This is a genomic window from Marinomonas spartinae, from assembly GCF_900089775.1.
GTDB classification, from domain to species: domain Bacteria; phylum Pseudomonadota; class Gammaproteobacteria; order Pseudomonadales; family Marinomonadaceae; genus Marinomonas; species Marinomonas spartinae.
The window spans coordinates 154,256-175,508 of the sequence record NZ_FLOB01000006.1; the positions used below are offsets into that span (position 1 = coordinate 154,256).

The following is a 21,253-nucleotide window of genomic DNA, read 5'->3' on the forward strand; positions in this document are numbered from 1 at the left end:
TACACTAAATATTCAAACAATAAGGAAGGGCATGAAGTAGGTAGTTGGATTTTCTTTATTGACCCCAGCTCAATCTTGGTCTAACACTCTCCTTGCACTGGCAAAATCCAGTGCAAGGAATCTCACCCCGTTTTAACCAAAGCGGCTTAAAACACGCACCGCGTGTTTTTTTGTGGCCGGAGTCCACCTGTTATGGTGGGTCTTTTTTGGGTCTAGCTTTTATTTCTTGGGTTGCGAAAACACCCCATCAAACAAAAATGTCTCTTCACTAGTGATGTAAACGAAGTAGTGCAAGCCATCATTATTGAAAAATGGCTGTCAGATCATCTAATTTCCTTAAAAAGCCGATTTGATTTTACTCGGCCCCCATCTATCACGGATAATTCCCGCTAATGACTCACCCTAGCCGATAAACGGTGTTGGGTGAGCAACTCGTATACAAAAAGTGGAAACCCTGTTTAATGGAAATCAAAGTTAATTTTCTCGACAATTTGAGACTTGAAGCCAAGTTTGATGATTTTACCGTGATCACCGATCAGCCAATTCGCTACAAAGGGGATGGTTCTGCGCCAAGCCCATTTGATTACTTTTTAGCGTCATCGGCTCTGTGCGCGGCGTATTTCATTAAGGTGTATTGCAAAGCGCGTGATATTTCGACGGATAATATCCGCTTGTCACAGAATAATATTGTCGATCCAGAAGACCGTTACAATCAGGTTTTCCAGATTCAGGTTGAGTTACCAGACGATATATCCGATAAAGATCGCCAAGGGATTTTACGTTCTATTGAGCGCTGCACCGTTAAGAAGGTGGTGCAAACAGGGCCAGAATTTAAGATTGAAACCGTTGCCAATCTGGATGCTGATGCTAACGCGATGTTAATGGGGCAGCCTGATGGTTCGTCCAACACCTTTATTCCTGGGAAAGACTTACCGCTAGAGCGAACCATTGCCAATATGACGGCGCTGCTGGCAGACCTTGGTATGAAGATTGAAATCTCATCATGGCGTAATATCGTGCCCAATGTGTGGTCGCTGCATATTCGTGATGCGGCCTCGCCAATGTGTTTTACCAATGGTAAGGGGGCATCGAAAGAGAGTGCATTATGCTCGGCTCTTGGTGAATTTATCGAGCGTTTGAACAATAACTTTTTCTACAATGATCAATTCTTTGGGCTGGAAATCGCCAACAGTGAATTTGTCCATTACCCCAATGAAAAATGGTTTGCACTAACAGAAGACGATGTCCTGCCAGAAGGCATCTTAGATGATTACTGTCTGGACATTTATAACCCAGATGACGAACTGCGTGGTTCCCATTTAATTGATACCAACTCAGGCAATAAAGAGCGTGGTATTTGTGCCATTCCCTATACACGCCAGTCTGATGGCGAAACGGTGTATTTCCCGTCAAACCTGATCGAAAACTTGTTTTTAAGCAATGGCATGAGCGCAGGTAATAACCAACAAGAAGCACAAGTACAATGTTTATCGGAGATTTTAGAGCGAGCTGTTAAGCGCCAAATTATCGAAGATGAAATTGTCTTGCCTGATGTGCCTATGGAAGTCTTGGCGAAATACCCAAGTATCTTGGCAGGAATTCAGGCTCTGGAGGAGCAAGGCTTTCCCATCCTAGTGAAAGACGCTTCCCTGGGGGGGCAATTCCCGGTAATGAATGTGACTTTGATGAATCCTAAAACGGGCGGTGTCTTTGCCTCGTTTGGAGCGCACCCAAGTTTTGAAGTGGCTTTGGAGCGTAGCCTAACGGAATTAATGCAAGGCCGTAGTTTCGAAGGTTTGAACGACGTACCTAAACCCACATTCAACAGTATGGCGGTGAGTGAGCCAGAAAACTTTGTTGAACACTTTATCGATTCTACTGGTGTGATCTCTTGGCGTTTCTTCAGTGATAAGCAGAATTACGAGTTCTGTGAATGGGATTTCTCTGGTACCAGTGAGGAAGAGGCCAGTGCACTGTTTGGCATCTTGGAAGGCTTAGGCAAAGAGGTGTATATCGCAGAACTGAACGACTTGGGTTCGTCCGCTTGCCGTATTTTGGTTCCAGATTATTCTGAAGTGTATCCAGTGGAAGATCTAGTCTGGGATAACACCAATAAAGCTTTGGATTATCGTGAAGATATTCTCAATCTGCATTCGTTAAGTGACAAACAACTTGCTGGCTTAGTGACGCGTTTAGAAGACAGTCAGCTCGATAACTACACCGACATTGCTACCTTGATTGGTATTGTGTTTGATGACAATACGGTGTGGGGCCAGTTAACCATCATTGAACTGAAGATACTGATTTATTTGGCCCTGGGTGAACACGAAGAAGCGTTAGAGTTAGTTGGTGAGTATCTACAATTTAATGACAACACCGTAAAACGCGGTCTCTTCTATCAAGCCATGAATTGCGTGTTAGAAGTGACGTTAGACGATGAGTTAGCGTTGGAAGACTTTATTCATAGTTTTAATCGCATGTTTGGCAAAGAGGTGATGGAAAACGTCGTTGGCTCTGTGACGGGTGAAGTACGCTTTTATGGCCTCACAAAAACCAGCATGCAGCTTGAAGGTATCGAGCCTCATTTACGCTTGATTGAAAGCTATAAAAAACTTCATCAAGCTCGTAATGACAATACAGCCAAACATTAATTTTTGATTTTTAAGGCTCGGTAGTGTGGGGGGCGTACAGTCCCCCTACAATAAGCTGACTAGGTAATTGTGCGGTACTCTTATTATATAAGGAGTTCTAAATTAATGCTTTAATCAAAAATAAAACCCCAAGAATAGTTAAGATGCTTCCTGTGAAAAGCTCTATTTTAGTCTGAATTTTTCTATCATTTATTATAATGTTGATTTTGTTTATTAAACTTACAAAGATTAACCACCAAAAAAAACCTATTATTATATCAATGATTCCTAATATCAAAATTTGATGTGCAATATTGCTATTTTTATCTACAAACTGTGGGAGAATACTGAAGAAAAAAATAGCCGCTTTAGGGTTTAGGACATTGGCAATGAATCCACTTAGATAAGCAGAGTGTCTACTTTTTGAAGAGCTTTCATTAATATCTTCAGTTTCAATTGCTTTATGTTTTTTTAATGTATCTGCAATAGAGGAATAACCAAGCCATATGATATACAGTGAGCCAAGCAGTTGAATTATAATTAGAGTTTGTTCCGATGCTAAAAGAACTGCATAAGCTCCTACAACGCTGAGGATCATATGAAAAAATAGCCCTGATTGGACACCTAAGGCTGAAATGATTCCACTTCGTTTATTCTTTAAGGTATTTTGAGATATGATTAACCAGTCAGGCCCAGGAGTGATATATGATAAAAATGCTACAGATATATATACCGTTATAATGCTAATAGATATCATTTATTCCTACTTTTTTATTAAGAAACTTGAGTGTGTATGATCAAGAAATTGCTGTCGATTTCTATTTTTGCTGAAATATTTTTTAGATTTCTTATATTGTCTATGTGTGTACCCCCACATGGAATGGATACTTCTGTGGATTGAATTTTAGTCTTCCATAGTCGGTTTGAATCAATAAATGGTTCTTCAGAATCAATATAGGATCTTGAGTTTTCTTTCGTCCATTGAATTAATAATTCATTGACTTCTTTTTCAATCGTTTTAGGGTTTTCTAATATGTAGTTTGTGTCGATTCCTTTGCGTTTAGCTGACTTATTTAACCGATATGTATCTATTGATTTCACCGGTTCTATTTTAGAGCTAAATATCGCTGCTTGATCAAAGTTGTAGCTTCTTAGACAATCTTTTTTATATTCTTTAGACCAGTGGCTAGATAGTGCTTTATTTAACGCAAGAGACATAAGATGGGCTGCAGTATGAGCTTTTGATAAAGAATGTCTATATTCTTTATCAACAAAAACATTAATTTTATCGCCACACTTTATATTGTGATTTTTGTCTATTAGGTGAGCTACTCCAAATAGACCTATAGAATGATCTGGTTTTGATTTATTTATTTGTTCATCAAAAACGAAATTTTTATCTTTAGAGTAGAAGACAATTGCTTTGTTGACAGCAAATTTTTTATCGCCATACATTATATATCCTTTATCGGATGGTTGATCTTTCCACTTATAGTCTTCTGGATGAAAAGGTGTTTTATCAAGTATAATAGCGTCTTGATAGGTGTCGGCCTCCACTATATCTACGATGACAGATTGAGATTCTGTGGCTCCTGATGGAAATAATATTTCTGTTTTCATTCTTAAACCTCGAAAGTTGTTTCAATTTTTCTTGGCGACTTTAAGTTTACAGCGTTACGAAATGAGTTAATGCTTTGCATAGCGCAAGTTCTTAAAATCCATCGATCATATCCATCATATAGAGGGTTAAACTCTGATCTACCATGAATTACCTTATTGTTATCGATAACAAGTAAGTCACCTTTTTCAAGTTTGATTGAATATTTACATCTATTGGCCGCTAATCTTAAATTATATAAAGATTTCCTTGCTGTTTCTGTTAGGCCGACCATTAGATCTAAGTCATAGCAAATGAAATCATCTATTTTTTCATCAAGTATTTTTAGTGTAGGGCCATTACCTTTAGTGTTATTTGGACTGCCAAAAGAATAATCTACTCCAGTTCTAAATAGAGGTTGGCATAATGTTTGTATGTCTTACTTTGAAAGTTGACTTCTTATCTCTTTCGCGCTTGAGATGAAGGTTTCTGCTTCCTTGTTATGATCCTGTCTTAAACATAAAAGAATGACATAATCCGTTTTCTGAGGATGAAAGGCCACCTCAGTATGGAAATCCAGTATTATTTTCGAACTTTCTGAGGATAACTTATCTTCATTCTCTTTTACCGGAATAAGGTTTTGAATAAGTTGGCCATTTTTTTCTTGCTTGTAACTAATAGCATGACCTAAGTTTTCAGCAACAGCAGCTATCCATTTTTCACTTAAGAAACTACTCTTTTCTGGTATATTTAAAGGGTCTTTTGGGGTGAAAGGAATGTACGAATCCAGCGGTAAATTTTTGAAAAGTAAAATGCCTTTTCTATTTTCGTTGTTCTTGAATTTATATATTGCTTCATGAAACTCTTGTGGGAGTTTTTTTGAGTCAATATATGATTTCTTAAGAAAAAACTGCAGGTTTTTATGGGGGGATAAATTTATCTTATCAATAAATTCACTCTCAATAATCTTTTTTCTATCTAAAGAAATAGAAAACTCACTTTCAGGTATTAGGGTGTTTTCTTTTATTTTTATAGCTTCCATAGCTTCCATAGCTTCCATAGCCTCAAGGAGTGTTAAAATCTAAACCTCAATGAGAAGTAAGTCATTTTTTCTCTTTGTTATTGCCTTATTCTATATGAGGGTGGGTAAGGCTATTGTATGAAAAACTGAATGTCAACTTCCTGGTTTGTAAGTTTTTGTGTTTTTTTTAGGGAGGCCATGAATGTTATTTAATCTACTACTTAACCTTGAATAGATACTCATCATCCCAGCCACAAGCTTTTAAGTTATTTTTTAATGTGTCCACATTGGGATCGATAAACCAGTTGCCTTATTGTGCTCGCGGGATTTTACAATTGTCTATTGATTAAAGCTTCATCAAGCCCGTCAAGCGAACGAGGGAAGGCATCGTAGCGATTAAATAGCTTTGTGTACAAAAAGCGTTTCAAATGGGACGCTTTTTTGTGTGCTGGTGAAATATTGACTTAGATCGCATCAAAGTAGAGGATGTATGAGAGACTCAATTATGTAAACAGCTAAGGCTCTAAGACTAAAGTTTAATAGACCTTCTCTTTTTATTGGCTATAGTTGCTCTTAGCATCCTCAAAACAACTTTAATAATGGAGCGGATCATGGAGTCATTGTCACCATCGCATTCAGTCGTAAAGAACGCAAACATCAGTGAGTCGGAGTTTAACGCTCGCTATCAAGAGTCAGTACAGAACCCAGATGCGTTCTGGGCAAAAGAAGGCCAACGTCTAGATTGGTTTACTCCCTACACCAAAGTAAAAAATACCTCCTTCGCACGTGGCAACGTGAGCATCAAATGGTTTGAAGACGGCGAGTTAAACGCGGCTTACAACTGTATTGATCGTCATTTGGAAAAGCATGCCAATAAAATCGCTTACTACCTAGAAGGGGATAGCGAGAATGCCGATAAGAGCGCCATTACCTATCAAACATTACATGATGAAGTGGGTCGACTTGCTAATGTGTTGAAACGTCAAGGCATTAAAAAAGGCGATCGAGTGGCCATTTATATGCCGATGATTCCGCAAGCCGTTTATAGCATGTTAGCTTGTGCCCGTATTGGGGCGATTCACTCCGTTATTTTTGGCGGCTTTTCAGCCAACGCCATTGCAGATCGCTTGAATGACAGTAGCGTTAAACTGGTGATGACATCAGATGAAGGCCGTCGTGCGGGCAATACTATACCTCTTAAGCATAATGTCGATGCCGCTCTTGAGAACAATAAATGTCCTTCGGTTGAGTGTGTTCTGGTTTATCGTTATACCCAAAAAGACGTGCCTTGGTTGGAAGGGCGCGATTTGGATTGGGCCGCAGAAGTAGCAAAAGAGTCGACCTTATGTCCGGCTGAACCTATGAATGCGGAAGATCCTTTGTTTATTCTGTACACATCTGGTTCAACGGGCAAACCAAAGGGCGTCGTGCACACCACAGGCGGCTATTTGGTGTACGCTTCTTTGACCCATGAGGTCGCCTTTGATCTAAAACCAGACGATGTTTATTGGTGTGCTGCGGATGTTGGTTGGATTACTGGCCACAGTTATATGGTTTATGGTCCGCTTGTTAATGGGGCAACCAGCGTCTTGTTTGAAGGGGTACCCACTTACCCTGATTCTGGTCGTATTGGTCGTGTCGTGGATAAATACCAAGTGTCGCTTCTTTATACGGCGCCAACGGCCATTCGTGCCTTGATGGCAAAAGGGGATGAGCCAATCAGCAGCAGCCGACGTGATTCGTTACGTGTGCTGGGCAGTGTGGGTGAGCCGATTAACCCTGAAGCTTGGTCTTGGTATTTCGCTCAGTTTGGTAAAAGCAATTGTCCGATTGTCGATACTTGGTGGCAAACAGAAACGGGTGGTATGATGATGACGCCCCGTGTTGTACAGACCAATGCGAAACCTGGGTCATGTACTGGGCCTTTGTTTGGTGTTCAGCCTGCTCTTGTCGATGCTCAAGGTGAATTACAGCAAGGCAACGGACCTGCTGAAGGCGGCTTAGTTATTGTCGATTCTTGGCCTGGTCAAGCACGTACCGTGTATGGTGATCATGAACGTTTTGAACAGACCTATTTCAGTACCTTTGAAGGCATGTACTTCACTGGTGATGGCGCTTCCCGGGATGAAGATGGTCACTATTGGATTACTGGTCGTATGGACGATGTATTGAATGTCTCTGGCCATCGTCTTGGTACCGCTGAGATAGAAAGTGCGCTGGTCGCTCATCCATCGGTTGCAGAAGCCGCACTGGTTGGTTATCCACACGACATCAAAGGGCAGGGTATCTATGTGTATGTCACCTTGGTCGACGATGTTCAGCCAAGCGATGACTTGATGAAAGAGCTCAAACAGTTTGTGCGAAGTGAGATCGGCCCCATTGCCACGCCTGACTTGATTCAGTGGGCGAACAAAGGGTTGCCAAAAACTCGCTCAGGCAAAATTATGCGCCGTATTTTGCGTAAGATTGCGGCCAATGAACAGGATCAATTAGGAGACACAAGTACCTTGGCAGACCCAAGCGTGGTTGATGATTTAATCGATAACCGTTTAAATATGAAATCCTAATAACCCTTTACAAGGATTGTGAGTGATTTCACTTATTATCGCAGATGATCATCCTCTGTTTCGGAGTGCGCTAAGTGGTGCGCTTCGTGCAGAAATAAACGGTATTACCATAGAAGAAGCAGACGACTTAGATTCGACATTACGCTGTTTAAGCGAGATGAAGGAGGTCGATCTGCTTTTGTTGGATTTAAAGATGCCTGGCAGCGGCGAGCTGTTTGGCTTGATACGCATTCGTACTGATTTTCCTGATGTGCCTGTAGCGGTGATTTCTGGTAGCGACGAGGGTGCCATGGTTGCGCAAGTCATCGAAGCCGGTGCGTTGGGGTTTATTCCCAAAACCAGTGAACCTTCGGTTTATAGCCGTGCGATTCACGCCATTTTAGCGGGCGATATTTGGCTGCCCGATTATCTACAATCTGCATTACAAGACCAACCCACCCCGGATTTGAGCATGCAACACCGAGTGGCAGAGCTCACTCCTCAGCAATATAAGGTGCTTTGTTATCTTCATGAAGGGCTGCTTAATAAGCAAATTGCCCATGAATTATCCATATCCGAAGCGACGGTAAAAGCCCACATTACGGCTATTTTTCGCAAGCTTGATATTAATAACCGTACACAAGCAGTACTAGTGGCCAGTGAGTTAAAGCTGCAGATGTGATGCGAATCTGGAGTTGATACGTTACGAGGGCTGATTATGTCTTATTCATTGAGCTTTCTCACTGCTTTGTATCATATGGGGTAATCAATATGTTCAAGGGCTTAGGTAAAGGTGTTTGCTTGGCTCTCTCTTTGTTTATGGATGTGTTGAATCAGGGCGCGTAATTTTGCTGGTTTAGCCGGCTTAGCCATATAGATCACGTTATTCTCTTTACAGTGATCCACAAGCTCTGGTTCTCGCTGTGCGGTGATGAGTACCGCTGGGATGTCTCTATTGGCCTTGTGGCGTATCTCACGAATAAGCGATAAGCCGTCTTGCCCCTGTTCCAGTTGATAATCGACCAATAACAGTTCTGCCTCTCCTTCTGCTTGTCTGGCATCCGCCGCACTTTTAAAGGTTTGGCAGTCACATTGCCAGTGACTTAATAAAGAGGTCATCGCCGTGAGGTTATTTGGATCGTCGTCGATGCACCAGACGTAACAGTGGGCGAGATGAAGAGGCTTGTCTGTTGATGTTAAGGGCGGGTTAAGGGCGCTTTTCTGTTTATGGATGGCAAGAGGAATGCGAATCGAAAAACAGCTGCCTTTTGTTGGAGTAGAGCGTAACTGAGTTTCCAGACCTAATTTACTTTGTAAGCGTCGAACAAGTCCCAATCCTAATCCCATGCCTTGTTCTTTGGTGTTTTCCCAACGATAAAAATCATCAAACACTTTTTTCTGTTCCGCTTCGGGAATACCAATACCCGTGTCCCACACTTGCAGTAATACATGATCTTTGCGCTTACGTGTGCATAAGAGAATTCGTCCTTTGGCGGTGTATTTTACTGCATTGGAGACAAAGTTCTGAATGATGCGGCGCAGGTAAATCGGATCACTATGGATATGTAAGGGTAAAATACGAGTGGATAAGGTGAGGGATTTATTGTCAGCAATAACGCCAAACTCCGCAATAATAGGTGACAAGATTTCTTCTAAATTGCAATCGACTAAATTGGGTTTTATGGCCCCTTGATCTAAGCGTGCGATTTCCAATAGGGTAGAAATCAGAGATTCGGTCGATTCGAGGGAATCGGATAATTTATCAACAACGTTTGCGGTATTGGCAACCAGCTCGCTGGATTGCAACACCCCCATGTAGAGTTTTGCTGCGTTCAGTGGTTGGAGAATGTCGTGACTGGCCAGGGCTAAGAATTCGGTTTTCGAGGCGTTAGCATGCTCGGCTTCCGCTTTGGCTTTTATCAGGGCTTTTTCCGCGATATTACGACGTTCTATCTCTTCCATTAATGCTTGATTGATCCCTTGTACTTCTACTGTACGGGCTTTAACGCGTTTTTCTAGGTCGATATTGGCTTCTTTAAGAGCTTGTTGGCTTTCAATGTGTTCAGTGACATCAGTAAAGCTGGTGACAAAGCCTCCGCCAGGTAGTGGGTTTCCGACCATTTCAATCACTTGTCCGTTAGCACGGCGTCGCAAAAAACGATGGGCGCAGCCTTTGCGAAGATAACCTAAACGTTTGTTGACCAGATCTTCCACTTCGCCTACTCCGCATTCTCCGCGCTCAGCATTATGGCGTATCAAGTCTTCAACGGGTAAGCCAATTTTCAGCAGCCCCTCTGGATAAGGATAAAGTGTTAAGTAGGTTTTGTTCCAAGCTACCATGCGTAATTCTTTGTCGATCACACTGATGCCGTGGTCTAAATTGTCCATCGAAATAAACAATAAATTTTGATTAAACTGGATCGCCTGAGTGGTTTCATCTAGGTAGGTTACCATTTCTTCTACCTTGATACGCTTATCCACCAAGACCGAATTAATAATGGTTCTTGCCGATGAGCCACCTAGAACACCGCCTAAAATACGCTCGCAATAATCGATAAAATGGCTATCAGGGGGCACATTGGCAGAAAGGTGATGAGCGTGCTCAGTCTCAAAGGTGTTTAATACTTGCTGGCACTTTTGGGAACCTAGGAAGGTCTCTAATAGGACAAAAAGATCACTGTTCAGCGCTTTGCTCTTAGGCTTGAAAAAACGGTGCTCAATCTCCGCAGTGGGGCTGACAAATGCGGTGGCTTGTATCCGATCAATTAAGCGCTCTGTCGATAATAGAGAACCGACTATGTATCCTATGATGTTGACGATTAAACTAATAAAAGCGCCATAACTGAGTAACATGGACCAAGATTTTTCATCATTCAGTGTCCAGTTCATGTTGCCTGTTAGGGGCATCATGAGTAATACACTCCAGCATAAAAAACCTAGAATTAAGCCCGTGTAGACACCGTACGCATGACCCCGTTTCCAATAGAGTCCACCGATGACGGAGGGGAGTAATTGCAGTACCAAAGAAAAAGCAATTAAACCGATTCCCGCTAGGGATTCGCTGTTTGCCATTTTCTGATAATACAGAAAAGACAGGGTTAAAATTCCTGTCATAGCGAGGCGTCGGATGATTAAAATGCGACGTCTATAAAAAGGTAAGGCTTGTTGGGCGTTGCTGCGCGCCAGCATTAAAGGCAGCACCACATCATTACTGATCATGATGCTTAACGCAAAGGTTGAAATAATGACCATCGCGGTGGTGGCAGACATGCCGCCAAGAAAAATCAGCATCTTCAGCGGTAGATTATCCGATGCCAGAGCAAATTGGATTACATAGGTGTCAGCATTGATGTCACTCGAAAATAAGCTTTGCCCGCCAATCGCAATGGGAGGAATAATCAGCGCAAAAATTAATAAATACAAAGGAAACAGCAGACGCGCCATATTGGATTGACGTTTATTCTGATGGTCAACGACTGTGACATGGAATTGTCTTGGTAAACAAATCACAGCGGCGGCAGACATGAGGGTCTGCATGACAAAGGAAAAAGAAATAAGCTGATTCGAGTGCCATGCACTTAGGTCGAGAGTGATATGGCTTAGTTCTGGTAAGTTTTTTTTCATCGCTACGACGGCCACAACCCCCACGCCGACAATCGCAACCAGTTTAAACAAAGACTCCGCGCCTATGGCCAGCATCATACCTGAGCGATACTCGGTCACTTCCACTTTGCGGGTGCCAAACAACATCGCAAATCCGCCAATTAAGATGGTCGCGATCAACACAACAAGATTTGCCGAGGGTTCATCTTGGTTGACAAACAAAGCGAAGTTAGAGCCCAGTGCTTTGAGTTGTAAAGCGATATAAGGAATGATGGCCACCATGGCAATTAAAATCACCAGAGGTGCCGTTAATGGCCGTTTACCATAACGAGAAGAGATAAAATCAACAATGGAGGTGATATTCTGCTTATGACTGACGGCAATCATTTTGCGGATAAATGGAAAGGCAAACAAGTACAGCAAAATAGGACCAAGTAGAACGGGTAAATAATTCCAACCAGAGCGAGACGCTTCGCCAACCGCACCATAAAACGTCCAAGCGGTACAATAAATAGCCAATGAGAGGCTGTAGACAACAGGATGTCGAGTTAGCTTCTTCGCGGTTGGGCTTTCCTTATCTCCCCATAGAGCGATCCAATACAAACCCAGAATATAAAGTATGGCTAAGAGGGCCCAAAAAAGCGTCATCGATTAGATTACCTGTGCTAAGACTCATTGTGATAATACGCCAATGTAACATAGCTTATTCCAGAATCCTCTACGACTTAGGTCGTGGTTGGGCGCTCTTTAATGGGTGGAGTAAAATGGGTTAAAACAAGGATGGATGAGTGGGTATGATTGTATGCCCACATAGGGTATGCGGGCATCAGAGAAAGTGTTAATACTAAGGCGTAGGGTGGTTAGCTACTTTTGGTAGATCTCATCCCAAATTTGGGACATCCCTGCATAAACTGCAGACGCTCCACAGATAAGTCCTTCATAACCAGCTAGGTGTTTGATGGTTGTGCTTCCGGTGTAATCACCCAGTGCAAGTAGGAAAAACAGAATGGTTAAAGTGGCAAAAACGACTTGCAAGGATTTGCTTAAGCGTAAGGTGCCAATAAATAGACCACCCGTAAACACGCCCCATAGCACAAGATAGGCGACCATCGATGCACCTTTGGGACCATCAGACAATCCCATTTTGGGTAAGGCAATTAGGGCGACCAAGGTTAGCCAGAAAAAGCCGTAAGAGATAAAAGCGGTGGTACCAAAGGTGTTGCCTTTTTTCCATTCCATAATGCCTGCAATGACTTGTGCCAAGCCACCATAGAAAATCCCCATGGCCAGTATCATCGAGCCTAAAGGAAATAAACCAGAGTTGTGTAAGTTTAACAAGATGGTTGTCATACCAAAAGCGAGCAACCCCAATGGGGCTGGGTTGGCTGACAAATCGACTGTTTTGATTGAAGACGTGACGTTTTCCATAGATACCTTCTTATTATATTTATTTTAGTGATTGTATTTTTACCTAAAAACGTTTTGGCGCCACAATCAGTTTTCGGGGGCGATTGTGTTGCCGATAGCTGATGCTGACGTTTAATCTATAGTGTCTGGTTTCTGGTTGTTCGTCAGTTCGACTTTAGTCGTATACAAGCTTGCTGATAGGTTACAATCCCAATGGCTAACTTAGTTATTATGCGAGGTTTCGTTGTAGCTACTAATGCTTTTTACGATCATTCATAATGACTAGGAATAACAGATTAGGAGAATGTGCTAATGCTTGGTCGGTCTATTTTCTGTTTGTTGCTGATGTGTTGTTTATCTTCGTGTGCTATCCGAGATGCTTACCCTAATGCGCGTAACCCGATCGATGTGAGTCAGGTCATTGTTTTTAATAAGCCGCCACGTTTTTCTTATGAAGTCATTGGCTCGATTCGGTCGCCAGCTTTGGATACGTTTGACCGACAGACTATTGTAGCGAGTGCCGTAAAGGGCCTAAAAGAAAAGGCGGCCGCTCTGGGGGCAAATGGGGTGATTGTTGGCGATACGGATATGTTCTTAGCCGCCTATATACGAGCCAGTACGGGAACCTACTTTTTTAGGGGGATGCCTTGGATGTGGGGAAGGAGTGAAATGGACGGATTTTATCGGGGAGATGGCTTCCCCCCAGTGCAATTAAGTGGAGAAGCAATTTTTTATTCTAAGAAAAAAGTACCCTCAAAAAATGATGAGTAAAGAATGGAAACCTTTCTGATGATTTAATGGTGTATTTGTCTCTTTTCGACGATGTTAGCCCTGAGAACATAGAATGACATTTTTGCAAATAGGATCTTCATGTGATGGATGATCTTTGTGATGAAAAAAATTCGCTTGGCTATTCCCTATAACTGACTTTATTCTGAAAGAATAAAAAGTACGAGTGATGCTGTTATGCGTGTATCTTATCTTGGCTCTTCCGAATCTGCGTCTGTCCTTGCTATGAGCAGGGCTGAAGCGTTGCTTCATTCTCAGTTCTCTTTCGTTGATGAATCCGTTATGCAAACAACGAGTCCACACTCGATGACGGTCTTCTTTGTGCGTGCTCAAGGCAGTACTATGGAAGAGTTTGGTATTCAGTCAGGTGATATTTTGGTAGTGGATCGATCTTTAACCGCTCGCAGCGGGGATATTGTTCTGGCACGTGTGAATGGAGAAATAACGGTACAGACTCTCATGTTACACCCCGATGTTTTGCTGCGACCCAAAAATAAGGCTTACCCAGCGGCGGCATCTGTGAAGGCATCTGGGTTTGAGTCTCTTGGTGTGGTTGTTAATGTCATCCATCAGTCAGCTCTAGAAGAAAAAGCGGTGTTATAGGGAGAAAACTTAGCTCTCTTCTTTAGAGAATATTCTGATACACTTGTTTCTGAAAAGATGGTTTTCGGATAGGTTTTTGCTGGATGGTAGTTTATGTTTGAGGTTAGTCATGGAAGAGATTGTCAGTAAGTCAATGTGCCGTTTAGAGCGGGCGGTTGAGTTGCTAAAAAATGGTCAATTGGATCGATGTGAGTTTAGGCGGTCGATAGATGATATCGCCTATTTAAACTTGGTCATAATATCAGGCCATGGTGGGCAAAAAGAATATATTATCGAAAATGATCAGGGAAGTTGCTTGAATATTCTCACATACGATCAGGCACTTAGTATTGCCTTGAAAATTGGTTTTGCTCCCGAGCAAATAAAGATTAATTTATTTTAGACTCATTTTTTATCTTAAATGTCTTTTAATATTCGATAAAAATCCCGACCTTTTACCTGTTATGAAAGACAGAAGATAAAAGATCGGGATTTTTTTAGCCCGTAGGGGCCATTGAGAATCAATAAAAAGCACTAAAAGCTTATTTTTGCCTTTTATGATGCGGTTTTCTATTGCTCCCCTTTCGTTGTTTACCGTCCTGCTGCCACCTTTTTGTGATGGTAGCAGGACGATCTAATCAACTATGACTCGAGTGTTTCCCCGGCGGCTCTTGAATAAGCTCGTTTGTATCTTGGTTGACATCTTTTGAGCCAGACAATGGACGAATTTGGCCATTTTCACGGTGAAAACCAATATCTTTTAGAAAGTGGTCATCGAGATGGCGAAATGCTTGTTTGGTTCTGCGAGCTTCTAAGTATTCTTTTGCTAGGTTAAATAGGGCGATAATACTCATTTTAATTCTCCAAAAATAATATTTTGGCGGAATTTACGAGGTTTAATATTTTCCTAGAGGTATAGACCGCGTAAATTCCGCGGTCAATGTGATATTACATAGACATTGAACGCGTGGAGTGCAAAGCTTGCTTATTGTTACGAGGCAAACGGAATGCAGCTGAGGACGAAACGTTATTACGTTGGGTGTTCATCATCATTGCGTCCTCCATTTCTACGTATTAATCCAGCAAGTTATGCGAAAAACGTTAACAGTATCGGGTTTCTCGATTGACTGTTGAGGAAGTAAAATGATTATGGTTAGTAATGATCATAATAACTTCCTCCGTTTATTTGCGTTAAACTCTATGTAATGTTTGATATTCTATTTAGGCTAAAAAACTGTGTTGATTTTAGGACTAAATAGAATAAAACCTATTACGCCTTAATCTTTGCTTTATGTCAAATAAAAATAAATAAATAACTGAAAAAAATTTTAAGGGGCGTTGTGCCTTAATTGGCAATTCCTTATAAGCCATGGTTTTAGGCGACTTATTCGTACTTTATTTAACCATTTGGTCAGGATTTTTGTATCTCATTTTGATGGTATTGTGTGTGGTAATTTACCGGAATAGCATCATTTGCTGTATAATACCCGCATCTTCTATTGGCAGAGCATGGTTGATCCGCTCAAGTGCTCTGTTCTTGTCTATTTCCACTTTTAGCAGTAAGTGAACAAGCATGGCAATCAAAGCAACAGTATATAAAGCCTCCCTTCAAGTGTCTGATATGGACCGTCATCATTACCAAAGTTATGACTTAACCTTAGCGCTTCATCCTTCTGAAACAGAAGAGCGCATGATGGTGCGTTTGGTTACCTTTGCGTTATTGGCTGATGAAAAGGAAGGGGCGGAACAGTTAAGTTTTACGAAGGGAATTAGCACGGAAGATGAGCCAGACCTGTGGCAGAGGAGTTTTTCAGACGACATTTTAATATGGGTAGAATTAGGTCAGCCAGATGAGAAGCGACTGCGTAAGGCATGTGGTCGTGCTCAGCAAGTGGTGGTCGTGAACTATAACGATAAGTCTGATATTTGGTGGGAACAGAATAAAGGTAAAAACAGCCGATTTGATAATCTACGAGTATTGCAATTTGCCGAATCGCAGGTGCAAAAGCTGGCAGCCTTATGTACCCGCTCTATGCAATTAAACGTGACGGTGCAAGATGGTGATATGTGGGTTTCTAGTGATGTAGGTGAATGCACCCTGCGCCCAATATGGCGAGGCGGGCAATAAGCCGACCTCGCGTCTTGATTAGGCTTTGTGCAGGGCTCTTTGAAATAAGGCTACCGCTTTTGTATAGCATTCCAGAGCCAGAGCGGGATCATAGCGATCACCTTCGTCGCGCATAAAGGCGTGCTGAGCATTAAATTCATGCCAGCTAAATAAGCGATTGGTATCGATCAATTGTTGATAAATTTTCTGCCGACCTTCGGTGGGCACGTGAGGGTCTTGCTTGCCCCACACCATGACAATTTCCCCTTGAATCTCACCTGTGCGAGTGAAGGAGTCATTACCTTCACCACAAGGGATGGTATTCGAGTGGATGTCGGTTGCATACAGGCAGAAGGTCGCTTGTATATGCGGATTAAGTGCGGCGCGGTAGGCAAGGTGGCCGCCTAAGCAAACCCCCATGCTGCCAAACTGTCCGTTGCAATACTCTGCGTTAGCAAAAAAGTTCAAGATGGCAATGGTGTCACTATCATGAGATTCTAGAGGCTTGGTAAATTTATCGGTGTTGCCTTTGTCTTTGCCTTGATCATCGTAACCCAATACAGTGCCAATTGGGTTTAGTTCATGAAAGACTTCCGGCACGATAACCACGAAACCATGCCCAGCCATCATCGCTGCAGAGCGAGCAATGGGAGCTGTTTGCTGGAAAATTTCAGAGTAAAAGATAATACAAGGGAATTTTCCATCCGCTTGAGGGCGATAGACAGTGCAGCACATGGTTCCTGTCGGCGTGTTAAGATCAACATCGTGTTTTTGAATGATCATGAAATTCCTTACGAAAAGTCGTGTTTGAATAGCCAAAGATGGCCCTATGATATTCGAGCCTGCGAGGATGGGCCAGACATACTCAGTCAGTTAATCTAAAATGCCGTGTCTATTAACCTAATAAGCGGAAGCAAGGCGTGCGAATATTATTACTTAGTGCCTATGAGGCGAGCAGTCACAAAGCCTGGGCAAACAGTCTGATAAATGGATTGAGTGAGCATGATTGGACCTACCTAGCGCTTCCTCCAAGGCATTTTGCCTGGCGTATTCGAGGCAACGCCATGAGTTTTGCGTTTGATGCAGCATTCAAACCCTCGATTGAACAAGCGTACGACTTGGTGATCGCAACGTCCATGACGGATTGTGTCGGTCTAAAAGCCCTCTGTCCAAATTTACAGTCTATTCCTTGGTTATTGTATTTTCACGAAAACCAATTTGCCTATCCCGCCAGCGAAAAACAACAAGGTTTAGTTGAAATGCAAATGGTCACTTTATACAGCGCTTTAGCGGCTGATCAGTGTGTTTTTAATAGTCATTTTAATAAACATTCTTTTTTCGAGGGCGCTCGTCGCTTGCTCAAGAAATTGCCAGATTACGTCTCGCCAGACTGGTTGAGTAACATAGAAGGCAACGCTCGAGTTATACCTGTGCCAATTGATATACCTATTGAAAATAGGGGCGAACGGACCCGAATCAATCCTTCCCATAATCATTCCTCCATTAGATTGGTGTGGAATGCCCGTTGGGAATTTGATAAAGGGCCTGAGCGATTACTGGCTATCTTGCTGGCGTTACAATCCCGAGGTGTGGATTTTGAAATCGCTATATTAGGAGAGCAGTTTCGTACCATACCTAAAGTGTTTGAGTCTATTCAACATCGCTTTGCTTCCTATATTCGCCAATTTGGTTTCGCACCAAGCCGAGATGAGTATCTTGGTTTTTTGGCTGCGTCAGATATCGTGCTCTCTACGGCCTTACACGAATTTCAAGGTCTAGCGATTCTTGAAGCCGTTGCTCTTGGGTGCGTGCCTGTTTTGCCCGCTCGACAAGTGTACCCAGAACTCTTTGGACCTGCTTACCTCTACGATAGCCATCTAAATGACATTGTAAGGGAGGCAAATAGCGCAGTGGACCGCATTGTGCAGTTTGCTAATGAGAAAAAGGCTGCACCACAGGTGAATGAGTATCAAAGGGAGGCGGTGTTAAAACACTATAGAGCGTTAATAAATGGTTTTGCTCTATAGTGAGACTTTTCCACGGCTACTGCGCTTGCCAATACTTTGTTAAAAACAGACTCAAAATACTCATTTATAGCGATAAACTTCGCTTTTTCGTCTATTTTTGCCGCGTCTTGGTGTCGCTCGTGACATCGTGCAAAGGTCTCATCGTGTTTTAATCTGTTTACAGTATGAGGCTCTGCTAGAACGAGCTTTTCTATCTGGGCGGCAGCTCTTCAATAAGAAGGGTCTGTGAAAGGAAAAAATGTAGTCTCCTTTCATTATCATGCTCCATTAGATTTGCATGATATCACCACGGATAGTTTGATGAAGGAACTGATTGTTTACTCTCTCTCTATCACTTTTCAAATTACTGACAATGTAATGAAAAATTTCATACTCCTCCTAGGCAAATAATGAGTAAGTTGTAACTCCCTTCTTAGCTGCTATGGATTAAGAGTATTTTTGTTTTTCAGTCTCTACTAGTTCTTCAATATTTATAAAAATCATATGGTTACCTAGAGTTTAGATAGTTTTATGGCTCAAATTAATAAAGAGTATTTATACGGTTTTTAGGCTGGTTGATAGTTGCTTTATCAACTATTTAGACGCCTTCGTCCTGTTTTTTTTTAGCTACTTAACACTATGTTTTTTATAGTTTTATTTCCTTAAAAGGAAAAAAACAATACAAATTTATTGTTTCTTTTTTTTCTTTATGTATTATAAAGAAATTGTAAGTATTTGTTGATTTTATCTTAAAAGGATTTTTTAGTATGACAGGTAGTATTTATTTTAAGAATAATAAAGCTCTCTTTGGTAATGTGAAGAATACATTATACTTGACGTTATCAACAAAAAGTCGTATCAATTGTCAGCTATATAACTCCAGCCTCTCAGACAGTCCCACCAGATAAGAGTAGAAAATTTATCTTTTACTCTTTCTATACACATTAAAAGAAAAATAAAATTCCCCTAGGCATTTCAAGGTCGATTTGTTTTTGCGGCTAGGCCATGTCGTATGGGAGATTTATAAATAAAAATCAAGTAATGAAAAATTTGATTAATATAAAAGGACTTTAATCGTGGCCGATGATAAAACTTATCTATTAAAAAAAGACTTTGAAAATGATAAGGTAACAAAAAAAGTATCATTTGATAAAGTTGATCATTTATTTTGTTTGACATTGTATAACGAAGAATCAGACTTCCTATCTTCTACTCTATTATCCATCTTGAAAAACTCTAATGAGCTAAGGGAGAACGATAGCTTTGAAAAAGTAATGGTTTGTATTATTTGTGATGGCTATGAAAAGATATCCAATTCTTCTTTCGAGTATTTAAAAAAGATTAATGTTTTAAATGGCGATAAAGCATATGTATATAGAGATGAAGAATTAAAAGATGATGATTTTGCATCAATATATAGACAAAAATCTGGGCCTTTTACTTTGTATGAAGATGGGAGGGGATCTACTATTTCTTCCTCTATGGATATAATGCTTTGTATTAAAAATAAAAATGCAGGGAAACTAGATTCGCATTGGTGGTTTTTTAATAAGATATGTCCCTTAATTTTACCCGAGTATTGTTATCAAATTGATGCAGGGACGGTTCTTGCTAAGGGAACCTTGCAAAATATGTCATCTGCTTTTATGCACTATCCACAGACTGTTGCATTTTCAAATAATGTCTTAATTGAATCAGAAAACCCTTTTGATTTTCTCGAATCGTTTCAAGTTTTTGATTTTATATTACAAAAAGCTATTTTATGGCCATCGGAATCTTTCTTTGGGTATCTTTCAGTTATTCCAGGTCAGTTTTGTGCTATTCGGTATGATGGTTTTGACAAAAGTAAAATAGAGGGGGAGTCAACGCCAAAGGAGCGTTATTTGAGAGGACTGGAATGTAGCTCTCCATTTGAAAAAACTATGTACATGGCTGAAGATAGAATGATGGGGTTTGAATTGTTAGTTCAGAATCAGTCTGATAACCGTTTAGAATACAACCCCCAATCCACTTGTTATACTGATAAATGTGATTCAATTGATGAGTTTTTATCACAAAGGCGTCGTTGGTGTAACAGTGCTTTTATGTGCCGGATTTGGATGATGTTTAATATGCTTAGATATTGGGAAAACTCGACTTCATCAATATTTAAAAAAGCTCATACTATGTCATCGTTAATTAGTATGGTACTTAATACTTTATTTGATTTTTTTCAGCCATTTATTGTTTTTCTTGTCCTTAGTGTTGTCTTTGACTCAATTGATGGGGTGGTGGATAAAAATATAATTTCAAGCTCTTTTTCAAAGGTTTTATTATGTTTTATAGTGTTTTCTTGGATGTTGCCTTTGATTTTCTCTTTTTCTTCTTATAAGAGTAATAGGTATTTTTTTAGATTTGTTTTGATTATGGCATCAGCAGCTACTTCTTTATCTATTCTTTTTATTGTGTCAGGTGTTTTTTTAAGTGATAGGCTGTTTGAAATTCAAAACGTTATAATATTTTATCCTATCATTTTTGTTGTCATAGTTCTTCTTAGTTCACTACTCATAAGTTATGAAAACTATAGATTGGCTCTGCGCTCTTTTATCCCTCATTTTTTGATTGCTATTCCTTTTAATTTGATGACGTTTGGCTATTCCTTTATAAATATGAATGATAGTAGTTGGGGGACAAAAGGGCTTTCTAATAATATGGAAAATAAAATAAATGCTAAAAAGTTTTTATATTTTAGAAACAAATTTGTTTTTATATGGTTGTTTCTAAATCTATCACTGATTTTATTTTCTGTTTTTAGTGATGGTTATATTGGTTTGATCTCGTTTGTAGGTTATTTGTCTTTAATTATTATGTTTACCGGGTTTTTAGGTAATTTACGGATTTATTGTCTTAATAGTTTTAAGATGAAGTCAAAGGGAAAAATAAAAAAATTAAATTATTGAATTTTCATAATTTATTTTAATTAAAA

17 protein-coding genes are annotated in these 21,253 nt (G+C 40.7%); 9 read left to right on the forward strand and 8 right to left on the reverse strand.

The features are described 5' to 3' along the window. Positions 1-461 precede the first annotated feature (461 nt). Positions 462-2,651, forward strand: coding sequence for an OsmC domain/YcaO domain-containing protein (locus MSP8886_RS13835; RefSeq protein WP_067017415.1), 2,190 nt, complete (start codon positions 462-464; stop codon positions 2,649-2,651). A gap of 97 nt (positions 2,652-2,748) precedes the next feature. Here the strand turns inward: MSP8886_RS13835 and MSP8886_RS13840 are convergent, their stop codons facing one another. The 4 genes from MSP8886_RS13840 to MSP8886_RS13855 form a co-directional block, all read right to left on the reverse strand. Further along, positions 2,749-3,387, reverse strand: coding sequence for a LysE family translocator (locus tag MSP8886_RS13840; protein ID WP_067017416.1), 639 nt, complete (start codon positions 3,385-3,387; stop codon positions 2,749-2,751). 17 nt (positions 3,388-3,404) lie between these two features. Beyond that, positions 3,405-4,250, reverse strand: coding sequence for an alanyl-tRNA editing protein (locus MSP8886_RS13845; protein WP_067017417.1), 846 nt, complete (start codon positions 4,248-4,250; stop codon positions 3,405-3,407). Positions 4,251-4,252: 2 nt separating this feature from the next. Continuing rightward, positions 4,253-4,522 carry a TauD/TfdA family dioxygenase gene (locus MSP8886_RS22805; protein WP_067017418.1) on the reverse strand — a complete coding sequence of 90 codons (270 nt, stop codon included), beginning with the start codon at positions 4,520-4,522 and terminating at the stop codon, positions 4,253-4,255. Positions 4,523-4,666: 144 nt separating this feature from the next. Then, complete coding sequence (locus MSP8886_RS13855; protein WP_067017419.1) at positions 4,667-5,278, reverse strand: Fe(II)-2OG oxygenase family protein; 612 nt, start codon at positions 5,276-5,278, stop codon at positions 4,667-4,669. 581 nt (positions 5,279-5,859) lie between these two features. Here MSP8886_RS13855 and acs point away from each other — a divergent pair. Further along, positions 5,860-7,815 (forward strand): acetate--CoA ligase, encoded by a 1,956-nt coding sequence (gene acs / locus MSP8886_RS13860; protein ID WP_217491350.1) that lies wholly within the window; start codon positions 5,860-5,862, stop codon positions 7,813-7,815. Between the two features lie 22 nt (positions 7,816-7,837). After that, entirely contained in the window at positions 7,838-8,476 is a 639-nt protein-coding gene (locus MSP8886_RS13865; protein ID WP_067017420.1) for a LuxR C-terminal-related transcriptional regulator, read from the forward strand. Positions 8,477-8,577: 101 nt separating this feature from the next. Here MSP8886_RS13865 and MSP8886_RS13870 read toward each other — a convergent pair whose 3' ends face one another. Next, positions 8,578-12,045 (reverse strand): hybrid sensor histidine kinase/response regulator, encoded by a 3,468-nt coding sequence (locus tag MSP8886_RS13870; protein WP_067017421.1) that lies wholly within the window; start codon positions 12,043-12,045, stop codon positions 8,578-8,580. A gap of 216 nt (positions 12,046-12,261) precedes the next feature. After that, entirely contained in the window at positions 12,262-12,825 is a 564-nt protein-coding gene (locus MSP8886_RS13875; protein WP_067017422.1) for an acetate uptake transporter, read from the reverse strand. Between the two features lie 291 nt (positions 12,826-13,116). On the opposite strand from MSP8886_RS13875, the gene MSP8886_RS13880 reads away from it, so the two are divergent. From MSP8886_RS13880 to MSP8886_RS13890, 3 genes are all read left to right on the forward strand, one after another. Further along, positions 13,117-13,575, forward strand: coding sequence for a hypothetical protein (locus MSP8886_RS13880; RefSeq protein ID WP_067017423.1), 459 nt, complete (start codon positions 13,117-13,119; stop codon positions 13,573-13,575). Between the two features lie 195 nt (positions 13,576-13,770). Further along, positions 13,771-14,196, forward strand: a complete 426-nt coding sequence (locus MSP8886_RS13885) for a LexA family protein (RefSeq protein WP_067017424.1) — start codon at positions 13,771-13,773, stop codon at positions 14,194-14,196. 109 nt (positions 14,197-14,305) lie between these two features. Beyond that, a complete protein-coding gene (locus tag MSP8886_RS13890; RefSeq protein WP_067017425.1) occupies positions 14,306-14,578 on the forward strand; it encodes a hypothetical protein in 273 nt (90 codons plus the stop codon). A gap of 235 nt (positions 14,579-14,813) precedes the next feature. Here MSP8886_RS13890 and MSP8886_RS13895 read toward each other — a convergent pair whose 3' ends face one another. Then, positions 14,814-15,029 carry a YjiS-like domain-containing protein gene (locus MSP8886_RS13895; RefSeq protein WP_067017426.1) on the reverse strand — a complete coding sequence of 72 codons (216 nt, stop codon included), beginning with the start codon at positions 15,027-15,029 and terminating at the stop codon, positions 14,814-14,816. Positions 15,030-15,748: 719 nt separating this feature from the next. Between MSP8886_RS13895 and MSP8886_RS13900 the strand changes: the two genes are divergently transcribed. Further along, complete coding sequence (locus MSP8886_RS13900; protein WP_067017433.1) at positions 15,749-16,303, forward strand: YaeQ family protein; 555 nt, start codon at positions 15,749-15,751, stop codon at positions 16,301-16,303. 18 nt (positions 16,304-16,321) lie between these two features. Here the strand turns inward: MSP8886_RS13900 and MSP8886_RS13905 are convergent, their stop codons facing one another. Then, entirely contained in the window at positions 16,322-17,065 is a 744-nt protein-coding gene (locus MSP8886_RS13905) for a dienelactone hydrolase family protein (RefSeq protein WP_067017434.1), read from the reverse strand. A gap of 137 nt (positions 17,066-17,202) precedes the next feature. On the opposite strand from MSP8886_RS13905, the gene MSP8886_RS13910 reads away from it, so the two are divergent. Next, positions 17,203-18,309, forward strand: a complete 1,107-nt coding sequence (locus MSP8886_RS13910; RefSeq protein WP_067017436.1) for a tRNA-queuosine alpha-mannosyltransferase domain-containing protein — start codon at positions 17,203-17,205, stop codon at positions 18,307-18,309. A 1,055-nt stretch (positions 18,310-19,364) separates the two neighbouring features. Continuing rightward, the gene (locus MSP8886_RS13915) at positions 19,365-21,227 is read left to right on the forward strand and encodes a glycosyltransferase family protein (protein ID WP_067017442.1); all 1,863 of its coding nucleotides are present in this window, start codon (positions 19,365-19,367) and stop codon (positions 21,225-21,227) included. The last annotated feature ends 26 nt before the right edge of the window (positions 21,228-21,253 follow it).

Excerpts from the sequence above, each read along its gene's own strand:
- MSP8886_RS13835 (WP_067017415.1), top strand. The coding sequence starts at position 462 with ATGGAAATCAAAGTTAATTTTCTCGACAATTTGAGACTTGAAGCCAAG.
- MSP8886_RS13840 (WP_067017416.1), bottom strand. The coding sequence starts at position 3,387 with ATGATATCTATTAGCATTATAACGGTATATATATCTGTAGCATTTTTA.
- MSP8886_RS13845 (WP_067017417.1), bottom strand. The coding sequence starts at position 4,250 with ATGAAAACAGAAATATTATTTCCATCAGGAGCCACAGAATCTCAATCT.
- MSP8886_RS22805 (WP_067017418.1), bottom strand. The coding sequence starts at position 4,522 with ATGGTCGGCCTAACAGAAACAGCAAGGAAATCTTTATATAATTTAAGA.
- MSP8886_RS13855 (WP_067017419.1), bottom strand. The coding sequence starts at position 5,278 with ATGGAAGCTATGGAAGCTATAAAAATAAAAGAAAACACCCTAATACCT.
- acs (WP_217491350.1), top strand. The coding sequence starts at position 5,860 with ATGGAGTCATTGTCACCATCGCATTCAGTCGTAAAGAACGCAAACATC.
- MSP8886_RS13870 (WP_067017421.1), bottom strand. The coding sequence starts at position 12,045 with ATGACGCTTTTTTGGGCCCTCTTAGCCATACTTTATATTCTGGGTTTG.
- MSP8886_RS13875 (WP_067017422.1), bottom strand. The coding sequence starts at position 12,825 with ATGGAAAACGTCACGTCTTCAATCAAAACAGTCGATTTGTCAGCCAAC.
- MSP8886_RS13880 (WP_067017423.1), top strand. The coding sequence starts at position 13,117 with ATGCTTGGTCGGTCTATTTTCTGTTTGTTGCTGATGTGTTGTTTATCT.
- MSP8886_RS13885 (WP_067017424.1), top strand. The coding sequence starts at position 13,771 with ATGCGTGTATCTTATCTTGGCTCTTCCGAATCTGCGTCTGTCCTTGCT.
- MSP8886_RS13890 (WP_067017425.1), top strand. The coding sequence starts at position 14,306 with ATGGAAGAGATTGTCAGTAAGTCAATGTGCCGTTTAGAGCGGGCGGTT.
- MSP8886_RS13895 (WP_067017426.1), bottom strand. The coding sequence starts at position 15,029 with ATGAGTATTATCGCCCTATTTAACCTAGCAAAAGAATACTTAGAAGCT.
- MSP8886_RS13900 (WP_067017433.1), top strand. The coding sequence starts at position 15,749 with ATGGCAATCAAAGCAACAGTATATAAAGCCTCCCTTCAAGTGTCTGAT.
- MSP8886_RS13905 (WP_067017434.1), bottom strand. The coding sequence starts at position 17,065 with ATGATCATTCAAAAACACGATGTTGATCTTAACACGCCGACAGGAACC.